We start from the raw sequence: 24,701 nt of genomic DNA on the forward strand, positions 1-24,701 counted from the left end.
CCGCGAGTGCTCGGCCGGGTCGGAACTCATCAGGCGGCCCTCCGGTCCTCCCGGACGTCGTGGTTCTCGCGGCCTCGCCGCGCCCACTCGCGTTCCATTTCGGCGACGAGGTCGCTCCACACGATGCCCCGGCCGAGCCGGCCAACCGGTTCGGGGGTTCTCGGCTCGATCGGGACGGGCACCGCGGCCTGGTTGGTAGTCACGAGATGGCCTTTCTGTCGTGGGCTGGCACGGTGCCGGTGTGCTCGAACCGGCCGCCGTGAAAGAGCAGCGCCGAATCACCCACGCCGCGAGTGGCTTCGAGCACCTCGCCGACGAAGATCGAGTGGTCGCCCCCGCCGTACACCTTGACCAGCTCGCATTCCAGCCAGGCAAGGGCACCGGCGACCAGCGGGGTACCGGTACGCGGGCCGCGCACCCACTCGATGGCGTCGAACTGGGCCCGGCCGCGCGGCCGCCGCGAGTCGGCGAAGTGCCGCGCCACCTCCTGCTGGTCCCCGGCGAGCACGGAAACCGCGAACGACCGCGCGGACATGATCACCTCGTGCATCCGCGCCGCCTTGGCCACGCAGCACAGCACGAGCGGCGGCTCCAGCGACACCGACGTGAACGCGTTCGCCGTCATCCCGTGGCCGTCCCGGCCGCCCGCGGTGAGCACGGTGACCCCGGTGGCGAACTGCGCCATCACCTCGCGCTGCGAGGCCTGCCTCGACAACCGTTGCGTCGGCGGGCGCGGCAACCTGGCTATCGGCCGATGGCCATCTGCGGAACCGTTGTCGGCCACGTCATCCTCTCGCGGTCGGCATGGCCGCGTTCGCCGAGTACGGAGCGAGCGCGGCACGCAGCTCCTCGGGAACCCTGGCCGGGACGGTGTTCGTGTTCGGGCCGCGCATGCACGCGATCCGCTGCCTGCCGCGGGCGACCAGGATGTCGCCGTCCTCGTGCAGGTGCACGTAGTCGAAGCTGAACTGGATCTGGGTCTGGGTCAGCTCCTCGAGCCGCATCCGGATGGACAGCTCGTGGAACGCGGTGATCTCGGCGAAGAACTCACACTCGACCTTCAGCGTGAACAGCTTCAGGTCGTCGCGAAGCTCCGCCAGCACGGTCGGTGCCTTCTCCTTGAGGAACATCTCCCGGCAACGTCCCTGCCAGCGCAGGTAGTTCACGTAGTAGACGTTGCCGACCAGGTTGGTCTCCTCGAACCCGACGGTGTGCCGGATCTCGTAGTAGTCCGTCATGCTCAGGCTTCCTCTCCCGCGAGTACCGCGAACACCACCGGGGCGGGCCGGTCGTGCACCATCGTCGCCCAGGTCGCGATCTTCGCCCCGCCAGCGGACAGCACGGCCCAGCCGTCCTGGTGCACCCGGTGCACGGCCAGCGACTGGGTCAGCTCACCGGTCTTGCGGACGCACTCCAGCGCGGTCCACACCCTCGTGCGCGACACCGTCACCGGCTCGCCCGACTCGGCGGCGAGCAGGTCGCTCACCGCGAGCAGCTCGGCGCCGAGCAGGCCGGCCCAGTCCTGTGCGCCGCGCTCGGTGGCGGCCTCGGCGTCGCAGGTGAGCTTGCCGGAACCGGCCACCACGAACGTCAGGCCCGCGGTGTGCGAGGCCGAGACCTCGAACCCGTCCGCCTCCGGCTTGCCGTCCGGGCGGTAGCGCAGCCGCACCAGCCTGCCCGCCGCCCTGCTCGCGGCCAGCTCGGTCTGTGCCCTGCGCTGCGCGGTCGTGCCGACGTCGCCGTCGGCGGGGTCGGGCTCGACCACCACCGCCCGGTGGCCACCGAGCACCCGCTCCAGCGCACGCTCCACATAGGATCCGAGCACGGCCGGAACCCACGGTCCGGCACCGTCCCGCTTGCGGACCGCCCGCAGGGTCAGCCCCTCCCAGCGCTCCACCAGCTCGCCGTCCTGGGCCCGCACGTCGAGGTCGTAGACGTAGGTGTCGCCGTCCTGCGACCGCTCCACCGCGTCCAGCACCACGTACTCCAGGGCCTGCTGCCGCTCGCGGTCGGCGAGGTACAGCCGCTCGATGCCCTGCGGCAGCAGCGTCGCGTCCGGGACGCAGCACTGGATCGCGTGCATCATCGCGTCCCGCGTACCCGGGTCGGCCAGGATCCGTTCCTGCGGAAGGAACGGCGCGAACCACGCGGCCTCGGACCTGGTGGAGATCTCGGCCACCGCCTGCCGCGCGCTCGCCCTGCGGTAGGCCAGCAGCCGCTGGAACCGCTTGCCCTGGAACAGCACGCTGCCGTAGAGCTCGGTCACCGGGTCCACCGGAACCGCCGACAGCTCGTGCGCCCCGGTGACCTCGCCCCGTTCCGGCTCGGGGCCGGAATACCGCAGCCTGGCCCGGAAGTGGTCCGCGGCGAACCCGGTGTCCCCGCTGCGGATCACGACGTCGACCGTGTCCTGGTCGCGGACCAGTGCGGCCACCCTGATCGTGGTCGAGCCCGTGCGGGGCACCACGATCGGCCGGAGGAACTCGACGCCGTCCAGCCGCGGCGAGCCCGTCCGCCCGCTCACCGCCGCGGCCACCTGGGTCATCGCCTCCATGCCCAGCACCGCGGGGAAGAGCAGGTCGCCGTCGAGCAGATGGTCGCCGAGATAGGGATCGCTGCCGTCGGCGAGATCGGCCTCGGTGATCAGCTCGATCCCGGGGTAGTGCACGACGGCCCTGTCCACGAACCTGGTCAGCGGCAGCTCGGGCCGCTCGATGGGCAGCGTGGCCAGCCCGCCCGTGCGGCCACCGACGACGAGCACCGGCGGCGCCCCTGGGTCGGCGAGCACCTGGCGCAGCACGTCGATGCCGTTCTCGGTGGAGATCGGGGTGATGCCGTCGCGCTGCAACGCCTCGACCACGCCCAGCTTCTCGCCCATCCCGGCGCCGGACCACACCGACCACTCCATCGCCAGCACACGGGCCCCTGGGTGTTCCTGGCCGAACCGCAAGGTCAGCTCGGACATCCAGTCGTTGGCGGTGGCGTAGTGCGCCTCTCCGCGCAGGCCCGCCCTGCCGATGATGCTGCCGAAGGTCACCAGCAGCTTGATCCGGTCGGCGTCCACAGCGGACAGTACCGCTTTCAGGCCGTCCACCTTGGGCGCCACCGTCGAACGGAATCCCTGCTCGGTAAGGGAGACCAGGGCCGCGGGTTCGTTCCGCCCCGCCCCGTGCAGCACCGCGGTGACCTGGCCGAGGCTGGCCTGCACCTGCTCGACCGCCTCGCCCACCTGCCCGGCCGACGTCACGTCGGCCCGCACGTAGCGGTACCGCACACCCGCCGCGTCCAATCTGGACAGGTTGGCCGCCAGCTCGGTGTCCTCGGCCGGGTCGGCCCTGCCGAGCAGGGCCAGTTTCGCCCCGGAATCCTTCGCGATCGCCAGCGCGCACTCGGCCGTGATGCCCTTGCCGCCTCCGGTGACCAGCAGTACGTCGCCCTCGCCGAGCGGCGACGTGCCGGGTTCGACCGTCCTCGCCTGCCTCGCCTCCAGCATCGGCACGGTCCGCCTGCCGTCGGCGGTGTACCGCACCTCGGCGAAGTCCGTCGTGGCCGCCACCTCGGCGACCACGGTGGACACCGCGTCGGCGAGCGCGTCGCCCGAGGGCACGATGTCGTCGAGGTCAACGATCGTGGTTCGCGTCGAAGGGTCCTCCAGCCGCAGCGTCCTGGCCAGCCCGGCGGCCCCGAGCCCGCGCTGCACCACGACGAACCGGGTACCGGTCGGTGCGGCCAGCGCCGCCCTGCCCGCGTCGAGGAACAGGCCGAGGTGGTCGGCACCGCAGTCGGCGGGCAGGCACAGCAGCACGCCGTCGCCGACCCCCGCGCTGGCCAGCGCGGCTCGCAGCGGTTCGGCCAGCGGGTGGCCGTCCGGGGCGAACACGGTCCACTCGTGCGTCGCGCCCACCGCCGAGCCGAGATCGGCGCCCGGGCGCGGCCGCTCGACGTAGTCCACGGCGAACGAGCGCACCCACGGCTCGACGCCCGGCACCTCGCCGGCCCCGGACGTCCCGTCCTTGGCCTGCTCGGTCTCGGCCAGCTCGTCGATCATCTCGGCCAGGTCACCGAGGCACGCGGTGGCGAAGTTGGGCATGCCCTCCAGCGGCGGGCGGCCGAGCGCCCTGGTCGCCTCGTTGACCAGCTGGCCGACCGTGATGGAACTCAGGTGCAGGTCGTCCAGCGGGTGGCTGTCCGCGGTGAGGGTCTCCAGCGGCAGCTCGACGCGCTCCGCGGCCAGCTTGCGCAGCAGATCCAGCGTGCTGCCACCGCCACCGATCGGTTCGGCCGCTTCCTGCCTTGGCCGCTCGGCGGGTTCGGCGGACACCAGCTCGGCGTCGATCGCCGGAGCCGACTCACATGGGCTGGCCAGGAAGGTCATATCGCCTTCGAGCGAGATCGGCCGCACAACCCTGCCCTCGAACAGGGCCTCGGTCCGCACGGGCGCGCCGAGGCTGAACGCCGCGCCCGCGACGGAAAGCAACGACGACAACGAGCCGCTGTCGGTGTCCACCGACAGCACCGGGGTACCCGGCGCGATCGACTCGAGCAGCCCGGCGAGTACCCGGCCGGGACCGACCTCGAGCACGAGATCGCAGCCCTCGGCCGCCTTCGCCGCGGCCTCGCGGAACCGCACCGGCAGCACGACCTGGTCGCGCAGCAGCTCGCCGAGGTCCTCGGCGCCGTGCAGTACCTCACCGGTCACGGTGGACACCACCGCCCCGCTGAGCCGGTCGAACCCGAACCCGGCCAGTTGCTCGGTCAGCGCCTCGGCGGCCGGTTCGACGGCGGGCGAGTGGAACGCGTGCGAGACGTTGATCCTCGTCGCGGTCACGTCGGCGGCCCGCGCCTTCGCGCACACCCTTTCCACCGCCTCGGCGGGGCCGGAGATCACGGTCTGCCTCGGCGCGTTGTACCCGGCGATCACCACGTCTTCGCCGTCGGCGAAGCGCTCCACGCCGTTCGGGTCGGTGGCCAGCCCGGCCATCGCCCCGTCGCCGTGGCTGGCGCCGGCCATCACCTTGCCGCGGATCGCGGCGAGCCGGAGCACCTGCGCCTCGTCCATCGCCCCGCCCCAGTGCAGCGCGACCAGCTCGCCGAGGCTGTGCCCGGCCGCGATGGCCGCCTCGATACCGAGCTCGCCGAGCACCCGCAACGCCGCGAGCGAGCCGGTGACGATGCGGGGCTGGGCCACCTCGGTCGCCACCTGGTCGCCGCCCTCGGGCAGGTTCGCGATCCGGAAGATGTCGTCGGCCGAGAGGAACCGGCGCCGCAGCGCGCCGGCGACACCCCGGCCAGAGCCCTGCCCGGGGAACAGGTACGCGATGCGCGGGGCACTCGTCCTGGCCGCGGCGAAGACGCCCTCACCGGCGGCGAAAACACTGGTCGCCCCTCCTTCGAGCGTGCTGAGCAAGCGGGTCAGCTTGCGCTCGGCCTCGTCCGGCGTGCTCGCCACGACCGCGGCCCGCGCGGCCCCGCCGGTCAGCGTGCCCGCCAGCGCCCCGGCCAGGTCGGTCAGCTCGGCCATCGCCAGCTTGCCGACGAACCCCGCCACCTTTTCGATCCGCTCGCGCAGCTCGGCGAGGTCGCCCGCGTCGAGCAGGAGCAGCTCCGCGTCCTGCCTTCCAGTGACCAGGTTCCTCGTGGTGTCGTCCAGTTCCACGCGCCGCGGCACGCCGGGGGCCTGCTCGACGGCGATATGCGAGTTGATCCCGCCGAAGCCCATCGCGGAGACCCCGGCCCGGACCGGCCGCTCGGCGGGCCACAGCCCCGCCTCGCGCGGCACGTACATCGCCGCCGACTCCGCCAGCAGCTGCGGGTGCGGGTCGACGTGGCCGGTGGCCGGTGGGATCACCTGGTGGTATACGGCCAGGGCCGCCTTGATCAACCCGGCGACCCCCGCCGCTGCCTTGGTGTGCCCGAAGTTTCCCTTGATGGTGCTGAGCGCGGCCGGTTCGGCGCTCGCGTCCGCGTCCCGGCGGGCCGACGAGAGCGCCTCGATCTCGGTGGCGTCGCCGACCGCGGTCCCGGTGCCGTGTCCCTCGAAATAGGACACCGTTTCCACGCCGTAGCCCGCGCGGCCGTAGGCCCGCGCCAGCGCGAGCCGGTGGCCGCCGACCTCCGGCCGTGTGATGCCGCCCTTGCCGTCCGAGGAGATTCCCCAGCCGGTGATCGAGGCGTAGATCCGCGCGCCCCTGGCGAGCGCGTCGCTCTCCCGCATCAGCACCAGCATCCCGGAACCCTCGCCGGGCCAGAAGCCGTTCGAGCCCCGGTCGTAGACCTTCATCTCGCCGGTGGCCAGCGCGCCGGTCTTGGCGAAGCCGATCACCTCGAACGGGTCGATCGAAAGGTCGACGCCACCGGCGAGCGCCACGTCCAGCTCACCGTCGGCCAGCGCGTTCGCCGCCGTCGCGACGGACAGCAGCGACGACGAGCACGCGCCGTCGACGGTGAACCCGCCGCCCTTGAAGTCGAAGTGGTTGCAGATCCGGCCCGCGATCGTGTTGGCGAGCCCACCGGCGAGCGTGTCCTCGTCGATCCCGGGGAACGGCGCCTTGTACCGCTGCTCCAGCTCGCCGAGGAACGTCGCCGTCTCGTCCTTACCCCAGCCCTTCTCGGCCAGCGCGGCGGCCACGGTCCGCCGGACGTAGGGCCAGCGCAGCCGCATGAGGTTGGCCCTGGAGAACTCGCCGGTAAGGGTGTTGCCCAGCACGACACCGGTCGACTCCCTCGGCAGTCCTTCGCCGCCGGGCAGTCCGGCGTCGGCCAGCGCCCTCGACGCCACCTCGAGCGCCAGCCAGTGGGTCAGGTCGGTGGAGCGGTACGTGCTCCCCGCGACCTTGTACCGCACCCGGTCGAACTCGAAGTCGCGCAGCACGGCCGCCTGCCGCGAGTAGAACCGGTCCGGGGCATCGGGATCGGGTGACCAGTAGTCCTGGCTGTTCATCCGTTCGTCCGGCAACCGCCGGAAAGCCCGGCGCCCCGCCAGCACGTTCTCCCACAGCTCACCCGGCGAGTTGGCGTCCGGATAGCACAGACCGACACCGACGATCGCGACCCGCTCGACACCCATCAGGACCACCACATTCCCGCCGTTCGCGCATCCCGTCCGCCACGACATACGGCTACCGTCCTGGCGTTCGCAAGAATGCGCGAAACGTCAAAGCTGCTCATGGACTACCTTTCATATCGTTCGAAACGCACGGCCTGTTGGCGACGCACGATTCGTGGCAGCTGGAACCCCGAGCGCGACGCTTTGCGAAGACTCGCTGTTGACAGCATGCCCAGTAAGCGTAAGAAACGTCTTCTCTGATAGTGCCCCGGCCGTGGCCGCGCAGGAACCGTGCGAGAATCGCTGTTGTCGCGGGCAGCAATCGAGAAGACGCGGTCGCCGAGGCGTTCGGGAACGCTCACCGCGATGGACCGCTGGTCGGCGACCAGGTCGTCGGCACTGCGCGGGGTGGTGAAGAAGCTGTGCGTCGGCCCGTCCACGGCGTCGCCCGGCCGCAGCAGGTCCTCGCGCCGGGCCGGGTCGTGCAGGGGCGTCGTACATCCGTGCCGTCATCCGCACCGGGTTTCGGAAGGCAGGATGGGTCGTCACGTCCTTCACCCGGTCGCCGTAGAGGTAGATCTCCCTGCCGTCACGGATGCTCTCGACGTCTCGTCGCCGGTCAGTGGCCCATTCATGTGGTCAAGCGTCACAGCACGGTTCTCACGAGGGCGTCTCCGACCGTGCGCTTCTCGTGCCGATCGCCCTGCCGGAAGCAGCCAGGGAGACGCACCGGTTCCGTGGGTGCTGCGAACGTGGTGCCACATAGGCCATTCGTCGACGATGGGACGCGGGACATGACAGACCTGGTGTCCGTTCTGGTGAGGGAGCTCGCCCGTGGCGGCGTACGGCAGGCGTTCGGCGTCGTCGGTGCGGGCAATTTCCTCGCCGTCGCCGGCCTGATCCGGCACGGCGTCGACTACGTGGCCGCCCGGCACGAAGGCGGGGCGATGGCGATGGCCGACGCCTCCTACCGGGCCACCGGCGAGACCGCGGTCTGCGCCACCACGCATGGAGCCGGTCTTTCCAGTACCGCCACGGCGTTGAGCGAGGCGGTGAAACATCGCAGCTCCGTGATCGTCATCTGCGGTGATACGCCGACCGGCGGCCCGCGCCCTTTCGACATGAACACGGCCGGATTCGCCGACGCGATCGGCGCCCGCGCGGTCCGCGTGACGGCAGGCGAGCCGGTGCGGCGGCACGGGCGCTGGCGCTCGCCCGCGACGGGGACGGCCCGGTGATGTTGTGCCTGCCTGCCGACCTGGCCTCCGCCGCATGTTCCGGCGAAGGGGAACCGGCGGTGGTGAGCGAGCCGGTCCGCCGGCCCGCACGCCAGCCGGCGGAAGTGGACGCCGTCCTGCACCGGCTCGCCACGGCGCGCAGGCCGCTGGTGCTCGCCGGGCTGGGTGCGTGGCGGTCGGGTGCGGCCAAGGTGTTGCAGGACCTCGCGGCGCGGGTCGGCGGGCTGCTGACGACGACGGGGATGGCGAACGGCCTGTTCGGCGGCTCCCGGTGGTCCATCGGCGTGTGCGGCGGTTTCGCGTCCCCGGTGGCCGCGGACCTGATCGGGCAGGCCGACCTGGTGCTGGCCTTCGGTGCGTCGCTCGACGCCCTGACCCCGCACGGCGGCAGGCTGATCGACCCGGCGGCCACGGTAATCCGAGCAGACAGCGGCCCCCGACGAGAGGTGGCCCGTGTCAACCTGGAGATCGAGGCCGACGCCACAGACGCCGCGACCGCGCTGCTCGACGCCATCGACGCGGCCGAACTGGTGCGCACCGACTGGCGCGACGTGGCGGAGCCGATGCTGGCCGGAGTGGGGTGGGCACAGGAGCCGTACACGGACGTGAGCACGACCGAACGGATCGACCCGCGCACGCTGAGCTTGGAGCTCGCTGGAATCCTTCCCGCGGAACGGACGGTCGTGCTCGACGGAGGCCACTTCATCGCATGGCCCTTCATGTACTGGTCGATGCCGGATCCCGCGGCGACGATCTTCATCGGTTCGGCCTTCCAGACGATCGGTTTCGGGTTCGCCGGGGCGGCCGCTGGCAGGGCCGACCGGCTGACCGTGGTCGCCCTTGGCGACGGCGGCGCGTTGATGGGGCTTCCCGACCCTGGAGACGCTGATCCGTTCCCGTCGTTCGGTCCTTGCCGTCGTCTACGACGATGCCGGGGTGGCCGCCGCGTTCGGGGCCCAGGTCGCCACGGTACGCACCGCCGGCGACCTTTCGGTGCTGCGCGAATGGTGCGCGGCAGGCATGCCGGGAACGCTGGTACTCGACTGCAAGATCGTTCGCGAGGTGGTCGCGCCATTCCTGGCGGAGCTGCGGGCGGACGCGGATCGGCAAGCGAGGAGACGGCCGGGCCCGTGACCGGCAACCATAATCGACAGGCCATTACTGGAAGTGCCTGTCCTGATTTCGAGAGGACGTTCAATGACCGCGATTCATGAGGCCGAGGCGACCAGCGACGCCCTGGACGCTTACTACGGCGAGTTCACCGGCGAGAAGCAGAAGGAAGCCCTTGGCGTGCCGCTGCGGCTGGTCGAGGCGTGGTCGCGCAACGACGCGACCGACGTCGCGAAGGTGTTCACCGAAGAGGGTGTGATGCTGCTTCCCGGCGATGTCTACAAGCGCGGCCGCGAAGAGATCCAGGCTTTCATGGCGGCCGCTTATTCCGGTCCGTTCAAGGGAACGGGCGTAACGGGACGACCGGTCGATTTTCGGTTCGTCACCGACGACGTCGCCGTGTTCCGGACGCACGGCGGAATTCTCGCGCCCGGGGAGACCGAGATCGCGCCGGAACTGGCGGTGCTGTCGAGCTGGGTCGTCGTGAAGCGGGACGGCCAGTGGCAGCTCGCCGCCTACCAGAACAGCCCGCGTGGGGACGGCGCGACCCTGCGCTGGTAATCCGCCGCGATCAGCAAAACACCTGACAAGATTCGCTTGGAGGACGAACCAATGAGCAGCAACGCCGAAGCCCTCGTGGAGGGTGCGAAGAAGTGGGCGTCGCACTACGGCCCCTACCCCAACGGGGTCGAGGGTGCCGTGGTGACCGCGCAGCTGCGCGTACGGGCGGGGTGGGACGCGAACGACGCCGACGCCATCGCCGACCTGTTCGTCGACAACGGCAGCATGCTCGTGGGCGATGCCCAGCTGAGCAGCCGTGAGGAGATCCGCGCGTACCTGGCCGACGCCTTCGCCGGTGGTTTCCAGGGAAGCCGGCTGACCGACGAGCCGAAGGAGGTCCGCCTGCTGACCGACTCGGTAGCGATCGCGGTCACCGAGGGAGGTGTCGTCAAGAAGGGCCAAGACGGCATCGAACCGGATGAGCTGGCCCGCTCGCTGTGGGTGCTCGTCAAGAAGGACGGCGACTGGCGGGTCATGTCGAGGCAGACGAGCCCTGTCAAGAGTTAGGTGCGTGTGTCTCCTCGACCTCGATCGGGATTGAGGAGACATCCCCACAAAAGTGGCGGTCGGTGGCGTCACGTGGCGTCACCGCGAGCAAAGCGGCCCAGCCGTGGTGTCGGCTAGGACCGCGCCGCCATGGCTGGCCGGAACCGAGGCCGCACGTCAGAACCAATCAGGCACAGGAGATGCGATGTCAGCCGATTCCATTCGGGACCTGATCCGGACGAAATTCGGGGTGGAGATCACGATCAACGTGCTCTTCGACATCTCCACGGTCGCCGGTCCCGCGGCACTTGTCGACGCCACGCAGAGCACCGCGGCCTGAGAGACAAAGAGAACGCGATGACCGAACAGACCCGGCCGCTGACCGGCGCCGAATATCTTGAAAGTCTCCGCGACAGCCGCGAGATCTACCTCTATGGCGACCGAGTCAAGGACGTCACCGAACATCCCGCGTTCCGCAACCCGGCGCGCATGACGGCCCGGCTCTACGACGCACTGCACGACCCGGAGCATCGGGACGTGCTGACCACCGAAACCGACGCCGGCGGCCCCGGCGGCTACACGCACCGGTTTTTCACCACGCCGCACAGCGCGGCCGATCTGGTCGCTGACCAACAGGCCATCGCCGCGTGGTCACGGCTGAGCTACGGCTGGATGGGCCGTGGTCCGGACTACAAGGCGTCGTTCCTCGGCACGCTCGGCGCGAACGCCGACTTCTACAACCCGTTCGCCGACAATGCGAAGCGCTGGTACCGGGAGTCACAGGAGAAGGTCCTGTACTGGAACCACGCCTTCGTACATCCGCCGGTGGACCGGCACCGGCCGCCGGACGAGGTCGCCGATGTGTTCGTGCACGTCGAGCGGGAGACCGACAGCGGTCTGGTGGTGAGCGGAGCGAAGGTCGTCGCGACGAACTCCGCGCTCACGCATTACAACTTCATCGCCCACACCGGGTTGCCCATCAAAGACCGCAAGTTCGCCATTGTCGCCACCGTGCCGATGAACGCCCCTGGCCAAAAACTGATCTGCCGCCAGTCGTACGCCGCCTCGGCCGCGCTGACCGGCAGCCCGTTCGACTACCCGCTGTCCTCGCGGCTGGACGAGAACGACAGCGTGCTGGTGCTGGACAAGGTGCTGATCCCGTGGGAAAACGTGTTCATCTATGGGGATACTGCCAAGGTCGGCATGTTTACCGGGTATTCCGGGTTCAACGAGCGCGCCATGTTTCACGGTTGTACGCGGCTCGCGGTGAAACTGGAGTTCATCGCCGGTCTGCTGGCCAAGGCGCTAGACATCACCGGGGTATCCGATTTCCGCGGGGTACAGACGCGACTAGGGGAAGTGCTCGCTTGGCGCAATCTGTTCTGGGGGCTGTCCGACGCCGCAGCGCGGAACCCGGTGCCGTGGCGGGGTGGCGCTGTCCTGCCCAACCCGGACTACGTCATGGCTTACCGCTGGTTCTCCCAGATCGGCTACGCGAGGATCAGGGAGATCGTGTTGCAAGATGTCGCGAGCGGACTGATCTACCTTAACTCCAGCGCGCAGGACTTCCACAACGATGACATCCGGCCGTACCTTGACAAGTACCTGCGCGGATCGAACGGGGTCGACGCCGTCGAGCGGGTAAAGGTGATGAAACTGCTCTGGGACACGGTCGGCACCGAATTCGGCGGCAGGCACGAACTCTACGAACGCAACTATTCCGGTAACCACGAAAACACCAGGACCGAATTACTTCGTGGGCAACTCGGCGACGGCAAGCTCGACGGCTATCGTGCGTTCGTCGACCGCTGTCTTGCCGAATATGACCTGAACGGCTGGCGGGTGCCGGACCTCGCCTCGTTCCCCGACATCGGCGAGGCAGGCCGAGCCCTACTTGGCTGACGTGATCATGTTTCGATGAAAGGACGGTCAGCGCATGACAGCCGCCATGGATACCTCGGCGAAGGACTATCCGCTTCCACCAGAGCCGGGCCTGACCGAGCACGAAGTCTTGGCCCGCGCCGAACGGATCGCCAAGACGCTCGTCGGCCGACAGCAGGAGACGGAGGCTCGCGGATTCTATGCGCTCGACACGCATGAACTGCTGCTCAAATCCGGCTTCTACCGGCTACTGGTGCCACGGCGGTACGGCGGTTACGAATTCGGTATTGACACTCACATGCAGGTGGTTGAAAGGCTCGCGCGAGGGTGCGCGTCGACGGCGTGGATGTACACCTTCGGGGCGTCCCACGCCCATCTGATTGCTACTGTTTATGGCGAACAAGCGCAGAATGAGCTATTCGCGGGCGGTGACTTCATCTGCCCGGGGGTCATCGCGCCGGCCGGGTTCGCCGAGCCTGCCGAAGACGGCGGCTGGATCGTGGACGGCGTGTTCCGCTATGCCTCCGGCTCGCCCTACGCCACTCATTTCGTCGGCCAGACCTTCGTCGCGGGAGCGGAAGGAGAACCGCCCGAGCCGATGATGTTCATCGTGCCGAGGGACCAGTGGCGGCGGCTGGACGACTGGGGTTCTCAGCTTGGTCTGAAAGGCAGTGGCTCGTACAGCGTCAAAGTCGAGAAGGCGCACATCCCGGCGCACTACGCGCTGCCTGGTACGCATATGGGAATGACCTCCGTCGTTGGGGGAACGCCGGGGCTTCGGTTGCATCGCACCACCTTGTACGGCGGCAGCGTGGTGGCCCCGTTCACCTTCCAGCTCGGCGCGCTGGCCGTGGGCATGGCCACCGCGGCGCTGGATGTCTACGCCGAGCTGACGCGGGAACGTCCGATCACGTATCCGCCGTTCGGACCGCGTGCTGAGGACCCGGATTTTCAGCTCCGTTACGGCGAAGCGGCTGGACGCATCGCGACGGCACGGGCGGCGATGACGGACATGCTAAGGCAATGGCATGAGACGGCCGAGCAGGGGAATGTCACACGTGAGGTGGAGCTCCGGATGTCGATCATCAGCCGCGAGGTCGTACGGCTGGCGTGGAACGCGGTATCCGACATTCTGTTTCCCACCGCCGGGACCAGCGCCGTACGTGCGGGCGAACGGCTCGAGCGGATCTGGCGGGATATGTCGACCCTGCATACGCATGCCGGAGTGCACATCTATCTGGCCACCATCGCCCCCCGTGAACTCGCTCAACTGGAACTGGGCATCGCGAGCTGAGCTCACAACACGCTACCGCCGAGATCAGGAGGAACCGGGTGCTCCGCAATTTGGTGCTGGACCAGCAAATCCAGGAGTATGTGCGGGATGTTTCCCTTCGCGAAGACGACATCGCGCGTGAGCTGCGGGCGGCCACCATGCGGCTCTTGTTCGAGCGCGGCATGTTGACTCCACCAGAGGAGGCGCAGTTGCTTGGCTTCCTCGTCCGGCTGACGGGGGCCACCACCGTCGTCGAGGTCGGGACGTTCACCGGGTATGGTACGCTGGCCATGGCCCGCGCCGTCCCCGCACATGGGCGCGTCATCACGTGCGACGTCAACGCGCAGTGGCCCGAGATCGGCCGCCCTTTCTGGGAACGGGCCGGGGTCGCCGACCGTATCCAGGTGGAAATCCGTCCCGCCGTCGAGACCTTGGACGTACTGCTTGCCGACGGTGCCGCCGGCACTGTGGACTTCGCGTTCATCGACTGTAATAAAGAAAGCTATGCCGACTACTTCGAACGATGCCTTGAATTACTCCGGCCGGGCGGACTGCTTGTGCTGGACAACGTGCTCTGGTCAGGCAAGGTGGCGCGCCCCGACATCAGTGATCAGGAGACAGACTCGCTCCGCGCGCTGAACGCCGCACTATGCGATGATGACCGGGTTGACCTGAGCATGCTGCCGGTCTTCGATGGTGTGACCCTAGCGTATAAGCGAGCCAACTACTCGCGCGCCGCAGCGTAGTCCACGGTAGTAGTTAAACTTGGTCAGGCACACCCCGCGGCCCGCGCCGGGTTTGTCGCCGACGGAACCCGGCCCGGACTTACTTCGGAGGAGGCCGTTGGGCTGCGCGAAGCCAAGAAGCGTAACCGGTTGCTGGAGCAGGAGAAGGTGGTCCTGCAGCGCGCGGCGGCGTATCTGGCGCAGGGTAAGCTGCCGGGAAAATAGTCTTCCCGCTCGTCCGTTAGCTGGTGACTGCGCGGCGTTCGATGCCGAACTGGTACACGGTCGAGCCGGCCTGATAGGCAGCGATGAGCAGCTGGGTCTGGTCATCGTCTAGGCCAAAGCGGCGGTTACTGTTGGTAGATGCTGAGTGGCGGGGAGTGGGTGGCTCGATGGTGAGCTCCGGTCCCTCGACGACCAGCAAAGAGTTTGGGTTGTGCCACTTCAGGCCCACGTTTTGAAGGCTCGCCGTAAGGGCGCGGGCCTTTTTCGTTTGGGTGACGGCGCTTTCAAGGTCGGATCCAGAGGTCACGGCTGCTCGCCAGGAGCACCCGGCCGTCCGGCAGGCTCGCGGCGGCGCTGACCGAGGCCCTCGGACAGCCCAGTTCGTCCCGCTGCCAACCGTCGGTACCGAGCGCCCAAACCACCGAGCAGGGTCGGGTCGACGCGCTCCAGTCCTGCTCGATGCGCTCCCCGATCAGCACCGGTTTGCCCGCTTCGTCGATGGTCCCGCCGATGACCCTGTCGTCACCCAGCGCCGCCCGATCGACGAGTCTCCAGTCGCCTGGTTCTCCGGTCACGACCCCCGCGCCGGCCGCGGATCCGCCGGCCAGTAGCCACGTCCCGCCGGCTCTCGGCACCGTGGCGGTCTGGAGGTCGCGCCCGCGCCGAAGGAACCGGCCACGAGGATCTGAGCGCCCTCCGCCGCGACCGCCGTGGGCGCCCAGTAGCCGGGCGCGTCGTTCAGCAACTCGATCTCGCGCGCGGTGCGGCCCTCGTCCCCGGACACCCACGCGACCGGTCGGACCCGCCGGGAGCCTCATGGGTACCGACGCCGACCAGGTTCCGGCCCGCGCGGGCCAGCGCCACCGCCTTCCGGTCGAGCATGCAGCCCGCGGCCGTGTCAGACGTCGTGTCAGTTCGGGGTCAGGTTGGTGTCAGGGCCGCCCCTCAAGGTTCTCCCATGACCACCTCGGCGATCACCGCTACCGGCCTCCGGAAGGCCTACCAAGACAAAGTCGTCCTCGATGGGATCGATCTCGATGTTCCCTCGGGGAGCGTTTTCTCCCTCCTCGGGCCCAACGGGGCCGGGAAGACCACCACCGTCAACATCCTGACCACGCTCGCCCAAGCCGACGGCGGGACTGTGCGCGTTGCCGGGCATGACATCGACTCCGAGGCCAAGGCTGTTCGGAAGGCCATCGGGGTCACCGGGCAGTTCGCCGCCGTCGATGAGCTGCTCAGCGGGCAGGAAAACCTGCAGCTCATGGTCGATCTCAGCCCCGTCACGAACGGGAAGCGGGTCGTCGCGGACCTCCTCGAGCGCTTCGAACTCAGCGAGTCCGCGCAGAAGCCCGCCTCCACCTACTCCGGGGGCATGCGGCGGAAGCTCGACCTCGCCATGACGCTCGTCGGGGACCCGCGGATCATCTTCCTCGACGAGCCCACCACCGGCCTCGACCCGCGCAGCCGGCGCACCATGTGGTCCATCGTCAAGGACCTCGTCGCCGACGGCGTCACCATCTTCCTCACCACCCAGTACCTCGACGAAGCCGACCAGCTCGCCGACAAGATCGCCGTGCTCGACCGCGGGCGGCTGGTCGCCCAGGGCACGCCCGACGAACTCAAGCGCCAGATCCCCGGCACCCACGTCCGGCTCCGGTTCACCAGCGTCGCCGAGCTCGACGCGGCCGCGCGGGTCATCAGCGGCTCCACCCGCGACGACGAGTCGCTCACCCTGCGGGTTCCCGGCGACGGCGGCACGAAGTCGCTGCGCAACCTGCTCGACCGGCTCGACGAGTACGCCATCGGCGCCGAAGAGTTCTCCGTCCACACCCCTGACCTTGACGACGTTTTCCTCGCCCTGACGGGCCACACCACGGAGGTCCCCTCGAAATGAGCGCCCAGACTGTCATGCTGCGCCGCAACTTCAAGCACATCGCCCGGAACCCGACGTCGGTGTTCAACGCGGTCCTGATGCCGATCGTGATCATGCTGATGTTCGTCTACATGCTCGGGGACGCGTTCAGCGTCGGCGTGAACTACGTCGACTACGCGACGCCCGGCCTCATGCTGCTGGCCGTCTGCTACGGCCTCGGCGCGACCGCGACGTCGGTGAACTCCGACATGACCAAGGGCATCATCAACCGGTTCAAGGTCATGGACGTCTCGCGGGGCGCGGTGCTGACCGGGCACGTCGTCGCGAGCGTCCTGACGAACCTGGTCGCCATCGCCGCGCTCGTCGGGGTGGCCTTCGCGCTGGGTTTCCGTCCCCACGCGAGCTTCCTCGACTGGCTGGGCGTGCTCGGCATGGTCGTGCTGCTGGCCTTCGCGGCCGGCTGGCTGACCGTCGCGTTGGGACTGTTCGCGAAGTCGCCGGAGACGGCGGGCCTCGCTTCCGTGCCGCTGGTCATGCTGCCGTTCTTCAGCAGCGCGATCGCCCCGGCGGACAAGATGGGCCCAGGTCTGCGGCAGTTCGCGGAGTACCAGCCCTTCACGCCGATCATCGAGACCGTGCGCGGGCTGCTCAACGGCACGCCGTCCACCGGCTACGCGATCGCCGCGATCGCGTGGTGCGTCGGGATCGCCCTGGTCGGTTACCTGTGGGCCCGGTCGACGTTCAAGAAGCGAGCGTGACCTCGGCCAGCTCGCGCCAGTTCGCTCCCGTCCCCTCCTGAGTCGCCTCGGTGAACTTCGTGTCACCGAGGCGATTCCGCGTGGCCTGCTCGATCCGGGCGACGTCCGGCTGGGTGCGGTCCGGCAGGCCGCGCACGCCGGTGCTCGCCGCGAGCAGCCGCGCGGCTTGTTCGTACTCTTCCTTGCGCAGAGCCAAGTCCGCGATCCCGACGAGCACCTGCGCGATCATCGGCGCGGTCCCCGTCTCCGAGGCCGCCCGGAAGGCCGCGACGCGGTGCTCGCGGGCTTCGGCGAGATCCTCGGCGAGGTAGCCGAGCAAGTCCTGGGTCGTCACCTGGACGTTGGGCCGCTCGGCGGCCGTGCCCAGCGTGGCCGTCGCGACGTCGAGCTGGCGGCGCGCCTGGACGGTGTCGCCGCTCCAGCGGGCCAGCTCCGCCTTCGCGAGGGCCAGCTCGGTCAGCGCTTCCGGCCACGCGACCCGTTCCGCGCGCCGCTGAGCCTCGGCCATCGCCGACGCGCTGGCTTCTTCGTCCCCCGACAGCCAGTAGAGCTGGGCCTGCCGCGACCGCATCCGCACGACGTCCTCGACGGCGCCGACCTCGGTGACGACGACGATCGCCTGTTCGTAGTGTTCGCACGCGCCGGCGAAGTCGCCGCGCATGGCGATCCGGTCGGCCAGCTCGGTCAGCGCGAACGACGTCCCCCACCGTTCGCCGAGCGCGCGGAACTCGGTCAGCGCCGTCTCGAGGAAGGCGTCCGCCTCTTCCCCGGCACCGCCGAGCTGGATCCGCATCTTGCCGAGCTGCAGCCGGGCGAGGCCGCGGACCCAAGGATCGTCCTCGGAGAGCAACGGTTCCCACGCGGGCAGGAACGCGTCCGGCGCCTGCAGCATCCGTTCCAGCGCGGCGACGAGCGCCACCGCCGGGTGCGGGCGCCGTAAGCGCTGGTTGAGCTCGTACACCTGGTGGATCCAGTCCGCCGCCTGGAACTGGTCGCTTTCCCGGCCGGACGTCAGGAACCCCGTGACGAACGCGTACACCGTGGCGCGGATTTCGTCGGGCACCTCGCCGGGGACGGCGGTGGCCGCCATGAGCAGCTCGTTGCCCTCGGTCTTGTGCCCGGCGAGCCACCAGTACCAGCCGGCGGCCGCCGCGAGCCGCATCGCCCCGAGGGCCTCGCCGGCCGCGAGGGCCCCGCGCATCGCGGCGACGATGTTGTCGTGTTCCGCGTCGAGCGTGGCGAGCCAGGTGAGCTGGTCGGCGCGGCGAAGGTGCGGCTCCGCGGTTTCGGCGAGTTCGGTGAAGTACGCGAGGTGCGCTTGACGCGCCGAGTCCGTGTCGCCGGCCTCGGCGAGACGCTGCTCGGCGTACTCCTTGATCGTGCCGAGCATCCGGTACCGCGGTGCCTGGTCGCCTTCGGTGACCACCAGCGACTTCTCGGCCAGCGCGGTCAGGAGCTCCTCGGCCGCGTCGCTCGCGCAGACCCGCTCGGCCGCTTCCAGGCTCGCGCCACCGGCGAACACCGAGAGCCGGCACAAGACGACGCGTTCGTCGTCGGAGAGCAGTTCCCAGCTCCAGTCGATCACCGCGCGCAGCGTCCGGTGCCGCGGCAGCGCGGTGCGGCTGCCGCCGGTCAGCAGGCGGAACCGGTCGTCGAGCCGGTTGGCGAGCTGCTCGAGCGACATCGTGCGCAGCCGGGCCGCAGCGAGCTCGATGGCCAGCGGCATCCCGTCCAGCGCCCGGCAGACGCGAGCCAGCGTCGACAGCGTGGCGGCGTCGGCCGCGAGGTCCGTGCGCACCGCACCGGCCCGCTCCCGCAGCAGCTGCACGGCCGGCGCGGACGCGATCTTGTCCGGGTCGGCGTCCTCCGCGGGCAGGACCAGCGGCGCGACCGGCCACAGCGCTTCACCGGTGATGCCGAGCGGCTCCCGGCTCGTCGCGAGGATCCGCAGCCGGCGGCACTCGCCGAGCACGCGGTGGGCGAACGCCGCCGCGGACTCGATCACGTGCTCGCAGTTGTCCAGGACCAGCACCAGGTCCCGGTCGCGGACCGCCGCGATGACCCGGTCCGTGGGCTCGGTGTCCGGTGCGTCGCCGAGCAGCGCGTCCCGAAGCTTCAGCGCGGAGAGCGTCGCCTGCGCGACATCGCCGTCCGCGCCGATGGGCGCCAGCTCGACCAGCCAGGCGCCGTCGGGCAGGTCGCCCAGCATCGTGCGCGCGGTTTCGGTGGCCAGCCGGGTCTTCCCCGAGCCGCCCGGCCCGACCAGGGTGGTGAGCCGGTGTTCGGCGACGAGCTCGCGGACCGCGGTGACGTCGGCGTCCTTGCCGACGTAGCTGGTCAGCTCGGCCCGCAGGTTGGTCGTCCGTGTCTCCTCGCGCCGGCCCAGCTCGCCCCGCAGCAGCGCGACGTGCAGTTCGGACAGCTCCGGCGACGGGTCGACGCCCAGCTCGTCGGCCAGGGTCTCCCGCAGGCGTTCGTAGACGAGCAGTGCTTCGGAGTCGCGGCCGCTCGCGACGAGGGCTCGCATCAACGCGCCGACCAGCCGTTCCCGGACCGGGTTCGCGGCGACCAGGTCGGTCAGCTCTGTGACCAGCTTCACGCCGTGGCCGCGGCTGATCTCCGCGTCGAACCGGTCCTCCAGGGCGGCCAGGCGCAGGCCCTCGAGCCGGGTGACCGCCGCGTCGAACGCCGCGCTCTCCTGCAGGCCGACGTCCTGCATGGCCGCGCCGCGCCACAACGCGAGGGCTTCGCGCAGCCGTCCCGGATCGTCGTCGTCGCGGGCCTGGGTGACGAGGCGTTCGAACCGCACGGCGTCGACGGCGTCGGGGTCCACGGTCAGCCGGTAGCCGGCGGGCTTGCCCTCGACCTCGCCGTCCGGAAGCACCTTTCGCAGCCGGGAAACCAAGCGCTGCAACGCGTTCGCCGCGTCGGCGGGCGGGTTCTCGCCCCAGATCCAGTCGACGAGCGTCGCCTTCGGCACCACGCGACCCGGCTCGAGCGCGAGAGCGATCAGCAGTCCGCGCAGCCGGGCGCCCGGCACGTCGGCCACGACGCCGTCGTCCGCACGAACTTCGAATGACCCCAGTATCCCGATCTGCACCCGGCCGATCATGCCACGGGCCCGTCGATGTCCGGGCCGTGTCAGCGCCATGTCAGGTCCGGCGGCGATGGTGGTGGGCACAACCACCACGAAAGGACCTCCGATGAGCGACATCCCGCAGGGACTCCCGATGGAGCGCGACGCGGGTCCGTTCGACCCGCCCCGCGAGATCACCCGGCTGCGCGACGCTCGCCCGGTCAGCCCGATGACGTTCCCCGACGGGCACGAGGGCTGGCTCGTCACCGGCTACGAGGCGGTGCGGCAGATGATGGCCGACCCGCGGTTCAGCTCGCGGCTGGACCTCGACGTCGTCCACGTGCCGTACGAGACGCCCGGCATGCCCGTCGCGACCGAGCCGTCCCCGCAGCTGCCGGGCATGTTCATCGCGATGGACCCGCCGGACCACGGCCGGCTGCGCAAGCGGCTCACCGGTGCCTTCACCGTGAAGCGGATGAAGCAGCTCGAGGAGCACATCGCCGAGATCGTCGAGCAGCAGCTGGACCACCTCGCGCGCCTGGCCCCGCCGATCGACCTGGTGAAGGAGTTCGCGCTGCCGGTGCCGTCGCTGGTGATCTGCGAGCTGCTCGGCGTCGCGTACGAGGACCGGGAAAGCTTCCAGGCCAACTCGGCGCAGTTCATGGTCCGGGACCAGACGCTCGAAGAGAAGATGGGTGCGTACATCGCGCTGAACACGTATCTGTCCGAACTGGTCACGCACAAGCGTTCTTCGCCGGGTGAGGACATCCTGTCCGACCTGGCCCGCCACGAAGACCTCACGATCGAAGAGCTGACCGGGGCGGCGTTCCTGCTGCTGATCGCGGGGCACGAGACCACGGCCAACATGCTGTCCTTGGGTACTTTCGCGCTGCTGGAGCACCCGTCGGAACTCGCTTCGCTGCGTGAGGATCCGTCGTTGATGCCGGGTGCAGTTGAGGAGCTGTTGCGGTACCTGTCCGTGGCCGACATTTTCTTCCGCTACGCGACGGAGGATCTCTCGCTGGGCGGCGAGACGATCGCCAAGGGGTCGACTGTGGTCGTCTCGCTGCTGGCCGCCAACCGCGACCCGCAGCGCTTCCCGGAGCCGGACGCGTTGGACATCCGGCGCAACGCGCGGGGACTCCTGTCGTTCGGCCACGGCGTGCACCAGTGCTTGGGGCAGCAGCTGGCGCGCATCGAGATGCGGGCCGGGTTCGAGGGGCTGCTGCGCCGCTTCCCGGCTCTCCGGCTCGCCATCCCCGCCGGAGAGGTGAAGCTCCGGACCGACATGAACATCTACGGTGTTCACGAACTGCCGGTCACCTGGTGAGATTCGGCCGTGACACGCGGGATCGGCCGCGTGTCACGGCCCCTTCCGGGCCCGCATCCACAGCACGACGTCGAGGCATCTCAGCAAGCTGATGTCCTCGATCCCACCCGCCTCCTTCCGCAGGTCCGCCAGCGCCGACGCTCTCGTCGAGTCCGTGTGGAACCAGCTCCACAGGCAGTTCCACGGGCTCGCCGGCGCCTTGAGGATCGCTCTGACCTGGCTGTCGTACACCGGCGTCAGGCGGGGGCGCTTGCGGGCCAGCAGCTTGGACGCCGTCACCGGGCGGTGTTTGCCGCCGCATTGCCTGAACAGCTCCCACAGGCGGAACGCCGGTGCGCCCGGGGCGTACGTCGACCACGGGGCCGAGTGCATCGGGACGTCCGCCGGGATCTGCTCCAGCAGCTCCCTGATCTGGTGTGCGTAGGTCATCGTCGTGTCGATCGCGACTTCGGCCAGGCTCGTGATGCTGAGGAAGTTCAGCGCCAGGACGTCCGCTTCGGTCACCGTGTTGGCGACCGATGGGCCGTCGCCGCCGCCGGCGAAACGCTCGAACCAGCGGCCCGTGTAGCGGCGTTGGCCGAAGTATCGGCGCAGTGCTGCCAGGGACTCTTCGCGGTGTTCGCCGCGGACGCATTCGTCCAGGACGTGGTGCTGGTGGGCGTAGTCGGTCATATCGGACGCTCCCCTCATCCCCGATGAGGGTCGCGCCCGTCCGATCGACCGTTACGGGGCTGTTTTCAGCCAGTTTTTCACCACGGAGAAGTACGTCGGCGCGTTCGGGGCGTAGTTGATCGCGTGGCCGTAGCCGTTCAGGATGAACGTCTGCAGCCGCGAAGTGCCGAAGAACGGTGCCTCGGACGCCCGCAACGCCTCCGGAGACGAGCAGTCGCTGCCCAGGGTTCCGCAGAAGTTCGGGTCGTTGCCGACCACCAGCAGGACCGGGGCCGTGATCTGCCGGGACACCGGGATGACCACGGTCGTGAGCGTCAGGCTGTCCACCGCCTCGGTCGCCGCGAATACGTCCTTTGTGGACTCGTCGTAGGCGATCGCGGCCGCGTCGAGCGGGCCCGGCGTGTGGAACGCCTGGTAGCGGATGCCCGGGCCGGTGGTGAGGTAGCCCAGGTCGCGACCGGGCACGGCCGGATCCAGCGGGGCCGGGATCATCTGGGCCAGCGTGGGAACCACCGAGACCAGGTTCATCCGGTGCGTCATCCCGGTGACGAGCACGCCGTCGACGTCCCGGTAGCGGCCGGCCTCGATCATCGCCATCGCCGAGCCGATCGAGTGGCCGCCGATCACCACCTTCGCGAACCGCGGGCGCACCGCCTGGACCACCTGGTGCGCCGCGGTCGCCTGGACGGACGCGCTCAGCAACGCGCTCAACGGTTTCGAGCTCTGCCCGGTGCCGAGCCGGTCCAGGGCGAGCGTCGCGATCCCCGCCTGGTTCATCGCCAGGCGGAACGACCGGATCTCCGGCGTGTAACCGATGTCCCAATAGGACGCGTTGTACGTGCCGCCGGGAATCAGGACCACCACGGTCGTCGCGCCGGCCGGGGCGCACAGGCGCCCGTGCATCGTCTGCGGCAGGAGCGCCACCGTGACCGGGACGTACAGGTCCTCGCAGGATACTGCCGCCTGGGCCGGGGCAGGCACGAACAGCGTGGCCGCGAAGAGCACGAGGACAGCACAAATACGGCGTAGCAAGGGGAAAGACCTCCAACTAGCGACGGGGGACAGCCGTCATCGGCAGGTTGTCCGGGTAGGCGGCGGAGGTGAACTTCACGCGCACCGGCCGGCCTGGGACCGGGACCAGCCGCCAGCGCGCGGCCACCGTGGCCACCGTGATGACGATTTCGTTCTGGGCGAAGCGGTTTCCGATGCACTGCCGGCCGCCCGCGCCGAACGGGATGAACGCGCCCTTGGGCAGCTTCGCCACCCGCTCCGGTGCCCAGCGATCCGGATCGAACCGGTCCGGGTCGGGGTAGGACGCGGGATCGTGGTGCAGGGCGTGCGGGCTGACGATCACTTCGGCGCCCTCCGGGATCCGCGTGCCGCCGAGGTCGACCTCCTCGAGCGTCCGGCGCATCAGCATCCAGAGCGAGTAGCAGCGCAGCACCTCGTCGATCACCTGCCGGACGTAGGTCAGCCGGGCGATGTCGTCGACGGTGACCGGACGCCCGCCCAGCACCTCGTCGACCTCGGCGTGCACCTTCGCCTCGACCTCCGGGTGCCGGCCGAGCTCGTGGAACGTCCAGGACAGCGCGAGCGCGGTCGTCTCGATGCCGCCGGTGAGCAGGGTGAGCACCTCGTCCCGCGCCTGCTCGTCGGTCATGCCGGCCAGCAGGAGCGTCGAAAGCAGGTCGCCGCGGTCGACGCTCTCGGTGCGCCAGTCGCGGATGACCTCGAGGACGATCTCCTGCATCCGCGTGATGGCCTCGTCGAACCGCCGGTTCCCCGGGATCGGGAGGTTCTCCACGAACTTCGGGGACAGCGCGCGAATCATGCCCTGCTGGATGATGAGATAAATCGACCGGCGGGCTTCGTCGATCGCCGCCTTGCCGATTTCCGTGGAGAACAAGGCTTCGCCGACGATCGTCACCGCGAGACCCTGCAGGTCTTCGTCGAGCGGCCGCACCTCGCCCGGCCGCCACGAGTCGCTCAGCTCGGCCGCCGCGTGCCGCATGGTCTCCGCGTACGCGGTCAGGCGGTCGCGGTGGAACGCCGGCTGCATCAGCCGTCGCTGCCGGAGGTGGAAGTCACCGTTCGAAAGCACCAAGCCATTTCCGACGAACGGCCGGAACTTGTCGAACATCGCGCCCTTGCGAAACTTCGGCCCCGCCGTGACCAGCACTTCGTGGGCCAGTCGTGGGCTGGTGACGAAGTACGCGGGCATCGGGCCGAGGAAAAGTTTGACGACTTCTCCGTGCCGGTGCAAGGAATCGGTGAATGCGGAGCGTTGCCGCAGCAGTGCCGGAGTGTGCCCGAGAAAAGGCCACCGGCCCGGGGCCACCGGCACGGTCATGTGGACTCCTCGTTACGCCATTGTGTGGATTTCCCAAGGCGACGGCCTACGGTAGGCGCGTCCGGGCGAACGGGACAGTGCCCGATCGGGTGGTGTGC

At 69.6% G+C, this 24,701-nt stretch carries 21 protein-coding genes and 1 pseudogene; 11 read left to right on the forward strand and 11 right to left on the reverse strand.

Annotated elements, in window-relative coordinates; all coding sequences use genetic code 11:
• Positions 1–29 precede the first annotated feature (29 nt).
• From AB0C38_RS24185 to AB0C38_RS24205, 5 genes and pseudogenes are all read right to left on the reverse strand, one after another.
• Positions 30–203 carry a DUF6222 family protein gene (locus AB0C38_RS24185; protein WP_360677120.1) on the reverse strand — a complete coding sequence of 58 codons (174 nt, stop codon included), beginning with the start codon at positions 201–203 and terminating at the stop codon, positions 30–32.
• Positions 200–685, reverse strand: a complete 486-nt coding sequence (locus AB0C38_RS24190; protein WP_360677122.1) for a flavin reductase family protein — start codon at positions 683–685, stop codon at positions 200–202. The genes AB0C38_RS24185 and AB0C38_RS24190 overlap by 4 nt, the downstream gene beginning before the upstream one ends.
• Positions 686–785: 100 nt before the next feature.
• The gene (locus AB0C38_RS24195; RefSeq protein ID WP_360677124.1) at positions 786–1,238 is read right to left on the reverse strand and encodes an acyl-CoA thioesterase; all 453 of its coding nucleotides are present in this window, start codon (positions 1,236–1,238) and stop codon (positions 786–788) included.
• Between the two features lie 2 nt (positions 1,239–1,240).
• The gene (locus tag AB0C38_RS24200; RefSeq protein ID WP_360677126.1) at positions 1,241–7,066 is read right to left on the reverse strand and encodes an SDR family NAD(P)-dependent oxidoreductase; all 5,826 of its coding nucleotides are present in this window, start codon (positions 7,064–7,066) and stop codon (positions 1,241–1,243) included.
• A 341-nt stretch (positions 7,067–7,407) separates the two neighbouring features.
• Positions 7,408–7,680: pseudogene (locus AB0C38_RS24205) on the reverse strand (4-hydroxyphenylacetate 3-hydroxylase N-terminal domain-containing protein); the annotation flags it as partial.
• A gap of 159 nt (positions 7,681–7,839) precedes the next feature.
• On the opposite strand from AB0C38_RS24205, the gene AB0C38_RS24210 reads away from it, so the two are divergent.
• From AB0C38_RS24210 to AB0C38_RS24245, 8 genes are all read left to right on the forward strand, one after another.
• Positions 7,840–8,283 carry a thiamine pyrophosphate-binding protein gene (locus AB0C38_RS24210; protein ID WP_360677128.1) on the forward strand — a complete coding sequence of 148 codons (444 nt, stop codon included), beginning with the start codon at positions 7,840–7,842 and terminating at the stop codon, positions 8,281–8,283.
• 62 nt (positions 8,284–8,345) lie between these two features.
• The gene (locus AB0C38_RS24215) at positions 8,346–9,497 is read left to right on the forward strand and encodes a hypothetical protein (protein ID WP_360677130.1); all 1,152 of its coding nucleotides are present in this window, start codon (positions 8,346–8,348) and stop codon (positions 9,495–9,497) included.
• Positions 9,481–9,954, forward strand: coding sequence for an SgcJ/EcaC family oxidoreductase (locus AB0C38_RS24220; RefSeq protein ID WP_360677132.1), 474 nt, complete (start codon positions 9,481–9,483; stop codon positions 9,952–9,954). The genes AB0C38_RS24215 and AB0C38_RS24220 overlap by 17 nt, the downstream gene beginning before the upstream one ends.
• A gap of 51 nt (positions 9,955–10,005) precedes the next feature.
• Positions 10,006–10,461, forward strand: a complete 456-nt coding sequence (locus AB0C38_RS24225; protein ID WP_360677134.1) for an SgcJ/EcaC family oxidoreductase — start codon at positions 10,006–10,008, stop codon at positions 10,459–10,461.
• A gap of 184 nt (positions 10,462–10,645) precedes the next feature.
• Positions 10,646–10,780, forward strand: a complete 135-nt coding sequence (locus tag AB0C38_RS24230) for a hypothetical protein (protein ID WP_360677136.1) — start codon at positions 10,646–10,648, stop codon at positions 10,778–10,780.
• Positions 10,781–10,797: 17 nt separating this feature from the next.
• Complete coding sequence (locus tag AB0C38_RS24235; RefSeq protein ID WP_360677138.1) at positions 10,798–12,342, forward strand: 4-hydroxyphenylacetate 3-hydroxylase N-terminal domain-containing protein; 1,545 nt, start codon at positions 10,798–10,800, stop codon at positions 12,340–12,342.
• Between the two features lie 34 nt (positions 12,343–12,376).
• Positions 12,377–13,615 (forward strand): acyl-CoA dehydrogenase family protein, encoded by a 1,239-nt coding sequence (locus AB0C38_RS24240; RefSeq protein WP_360677140.1) that lies wholly within the window; start codon positions 12,377–12,379, stop codon positions 13,613–13,615.
• A 38-nt stretch (positions 13,616–13,653) separates the two neighbouring features.
• The gene (locus tag AB0C38_RS24245) at positions 13,654–14,340 is read left to right on the forward strand and encodes a class I SAM-dependent methyltransferase (RefSeq protein ID WP_360677142.1); all 687 of its coding nucleotides are present in this window, start codon (positions 13,654–13,656) and stop codon (positions 14,338–14,340) included.
• Positions 14,341–14,560: 220 nt separating this feature from the next.
• Here AB0C38_RS24245 and AB0C38_RS24250 read toward each other — a convergent pair whose 3' ends face one another.
• Positions 14,561–14,851, reverse strand: a complete 291-nt coding sequence (locus AB0C38_RS24250; protein ID WP_360677144.1) for a hypothetical protein — start codon at positions 14,849–14,851, stop codon at positions 14,561–14,563.
• Entirely contained in the window at positions 14,829–15,119 is a 291-nt protein-coding gene (locus AB0C38_RS24255; RefSeq protein ID WP_360677146.1) for a hypothetical protein, read from the reverse strand. Before AB0C38_RS24255 ends, AB0C38_RS24250 begins: the two co-directional genes overlap by 23 nt.
• Before the next feature lie 383 nt (positions 15,120–15,502).
• Here AB0C38_RS24255 and AB0C38_RS24260 point away from each other — a divergent pair, with 383 nt between their 5' ends.
• Entirely contained in the window at positions 15,503–16,438 is a 936-nt protein-coding gene (locus tag AB0C38_RS24260) for an ATP-binding cassette domain-containing protein (RefSeq protein WP_360677148.1), read from the forward strand.
• Positions 16,435–17,175: an ABC transporter permease gene (locus AB0C38_RS24265; RefSeq protein WP_360677150.1), complete on the forward strand. Its 741-nt coding sequence runs from the start codon at positions 16,435–16,437 to the stop codon at positions 17,173–17,175. Before AB0C38_RS24260 ends, AB0C38_RS24265 begins: the two co-directional genes overlap by 4 nt.
• On the opposite strand, the gene AB0C38_RS24270 is transcribed toward AB0C38_RS24265, so the two are convergent.
• Entirely contained in the window at positions 17,159–20,275 is a 3,117-nt protein-coding gene (locus AB0C38_RS24270) for a BTAD domain-containing putative transcriptional regulator (protein ID WP_360677152.1), read from the reverse strand. The two genes, AB0C38_RS24265 and AB0C38_RS24270, sit on opposite strands and share 17 nt — an antisense overlap.
• 103 nt (positions 20,276–20,378) lie before the next feature.
• On the opposite strand from AB0C38_RS24270, the gene AB0C38_RS24275 reads away from it, so the two are divergent.
• Complete coding sequence (locus AB0C38_RS24275; RefSeq protein ID WP_360677154.1) at positions 20,379–21,581, forward strand: cytochrome P450; 1,203 nt, start codon at positions 20,379–20,381, stop codon at positions 21,579–21,581.
• Between the two features lie 33 nt (positions 21,582–21,614).
• Here AB0C38_RS24275 and AB0C38_RS24280 read toward each other — a convergent pair whose 3' ends face one another.
• From AB0C38_RS24280 to AB0C38_RS24290, 3 genes are all read right to left on the reverse strand, one after another.
• On the reverse strand, positions 21,615–22,253 hold the full coding sequence (locus AB0C38_RS24280) for a DUF6308 family protein (protein WP_360677156.1): 639 nt from the start codon (positions 22,251–22,253) through the stop codon (positions 21,615–21,617).
• Between the two features lie 51 nt (positions 22,254–22,304).
• On the reverse strand, positions 22,305–23,177 hold the full coding sequence (locus tag AB0C38_RS24285) for an alpha/beta hydrolase (RefSeq protein WP_360677202.1): 873 nt from the start codon (positions 23,175–23,177) through the stop codon (positions 22,305–22,307).
• Between the two features lie 124 nt (positions 23,178–23,301).
• The gene (locus tag AB0C38_RS24290; RefSeq protein ID WP_360677158.1) at positions 23,302–24,603 is read right to left on the reverse strand and encodes a cytochrome P450; all 1,302 of its coding nucleotides are present in this window, start codon (positions 24,601–24,603) and stop codon (positions 23,302–23,304) included.
• Positions 24,604–24,701 lie beyond the last annotated feature (98 nt).

The sequence above is a fragment of the Amycolatopsis sp. NPDC048633 genome (assembly GCF_040650695.1).
Lineage (GTDB): Bacteria > Actinomycetota > Actinomycetes > Mycobacteriales > Pseudonocardiaceae > Amycolatopsis.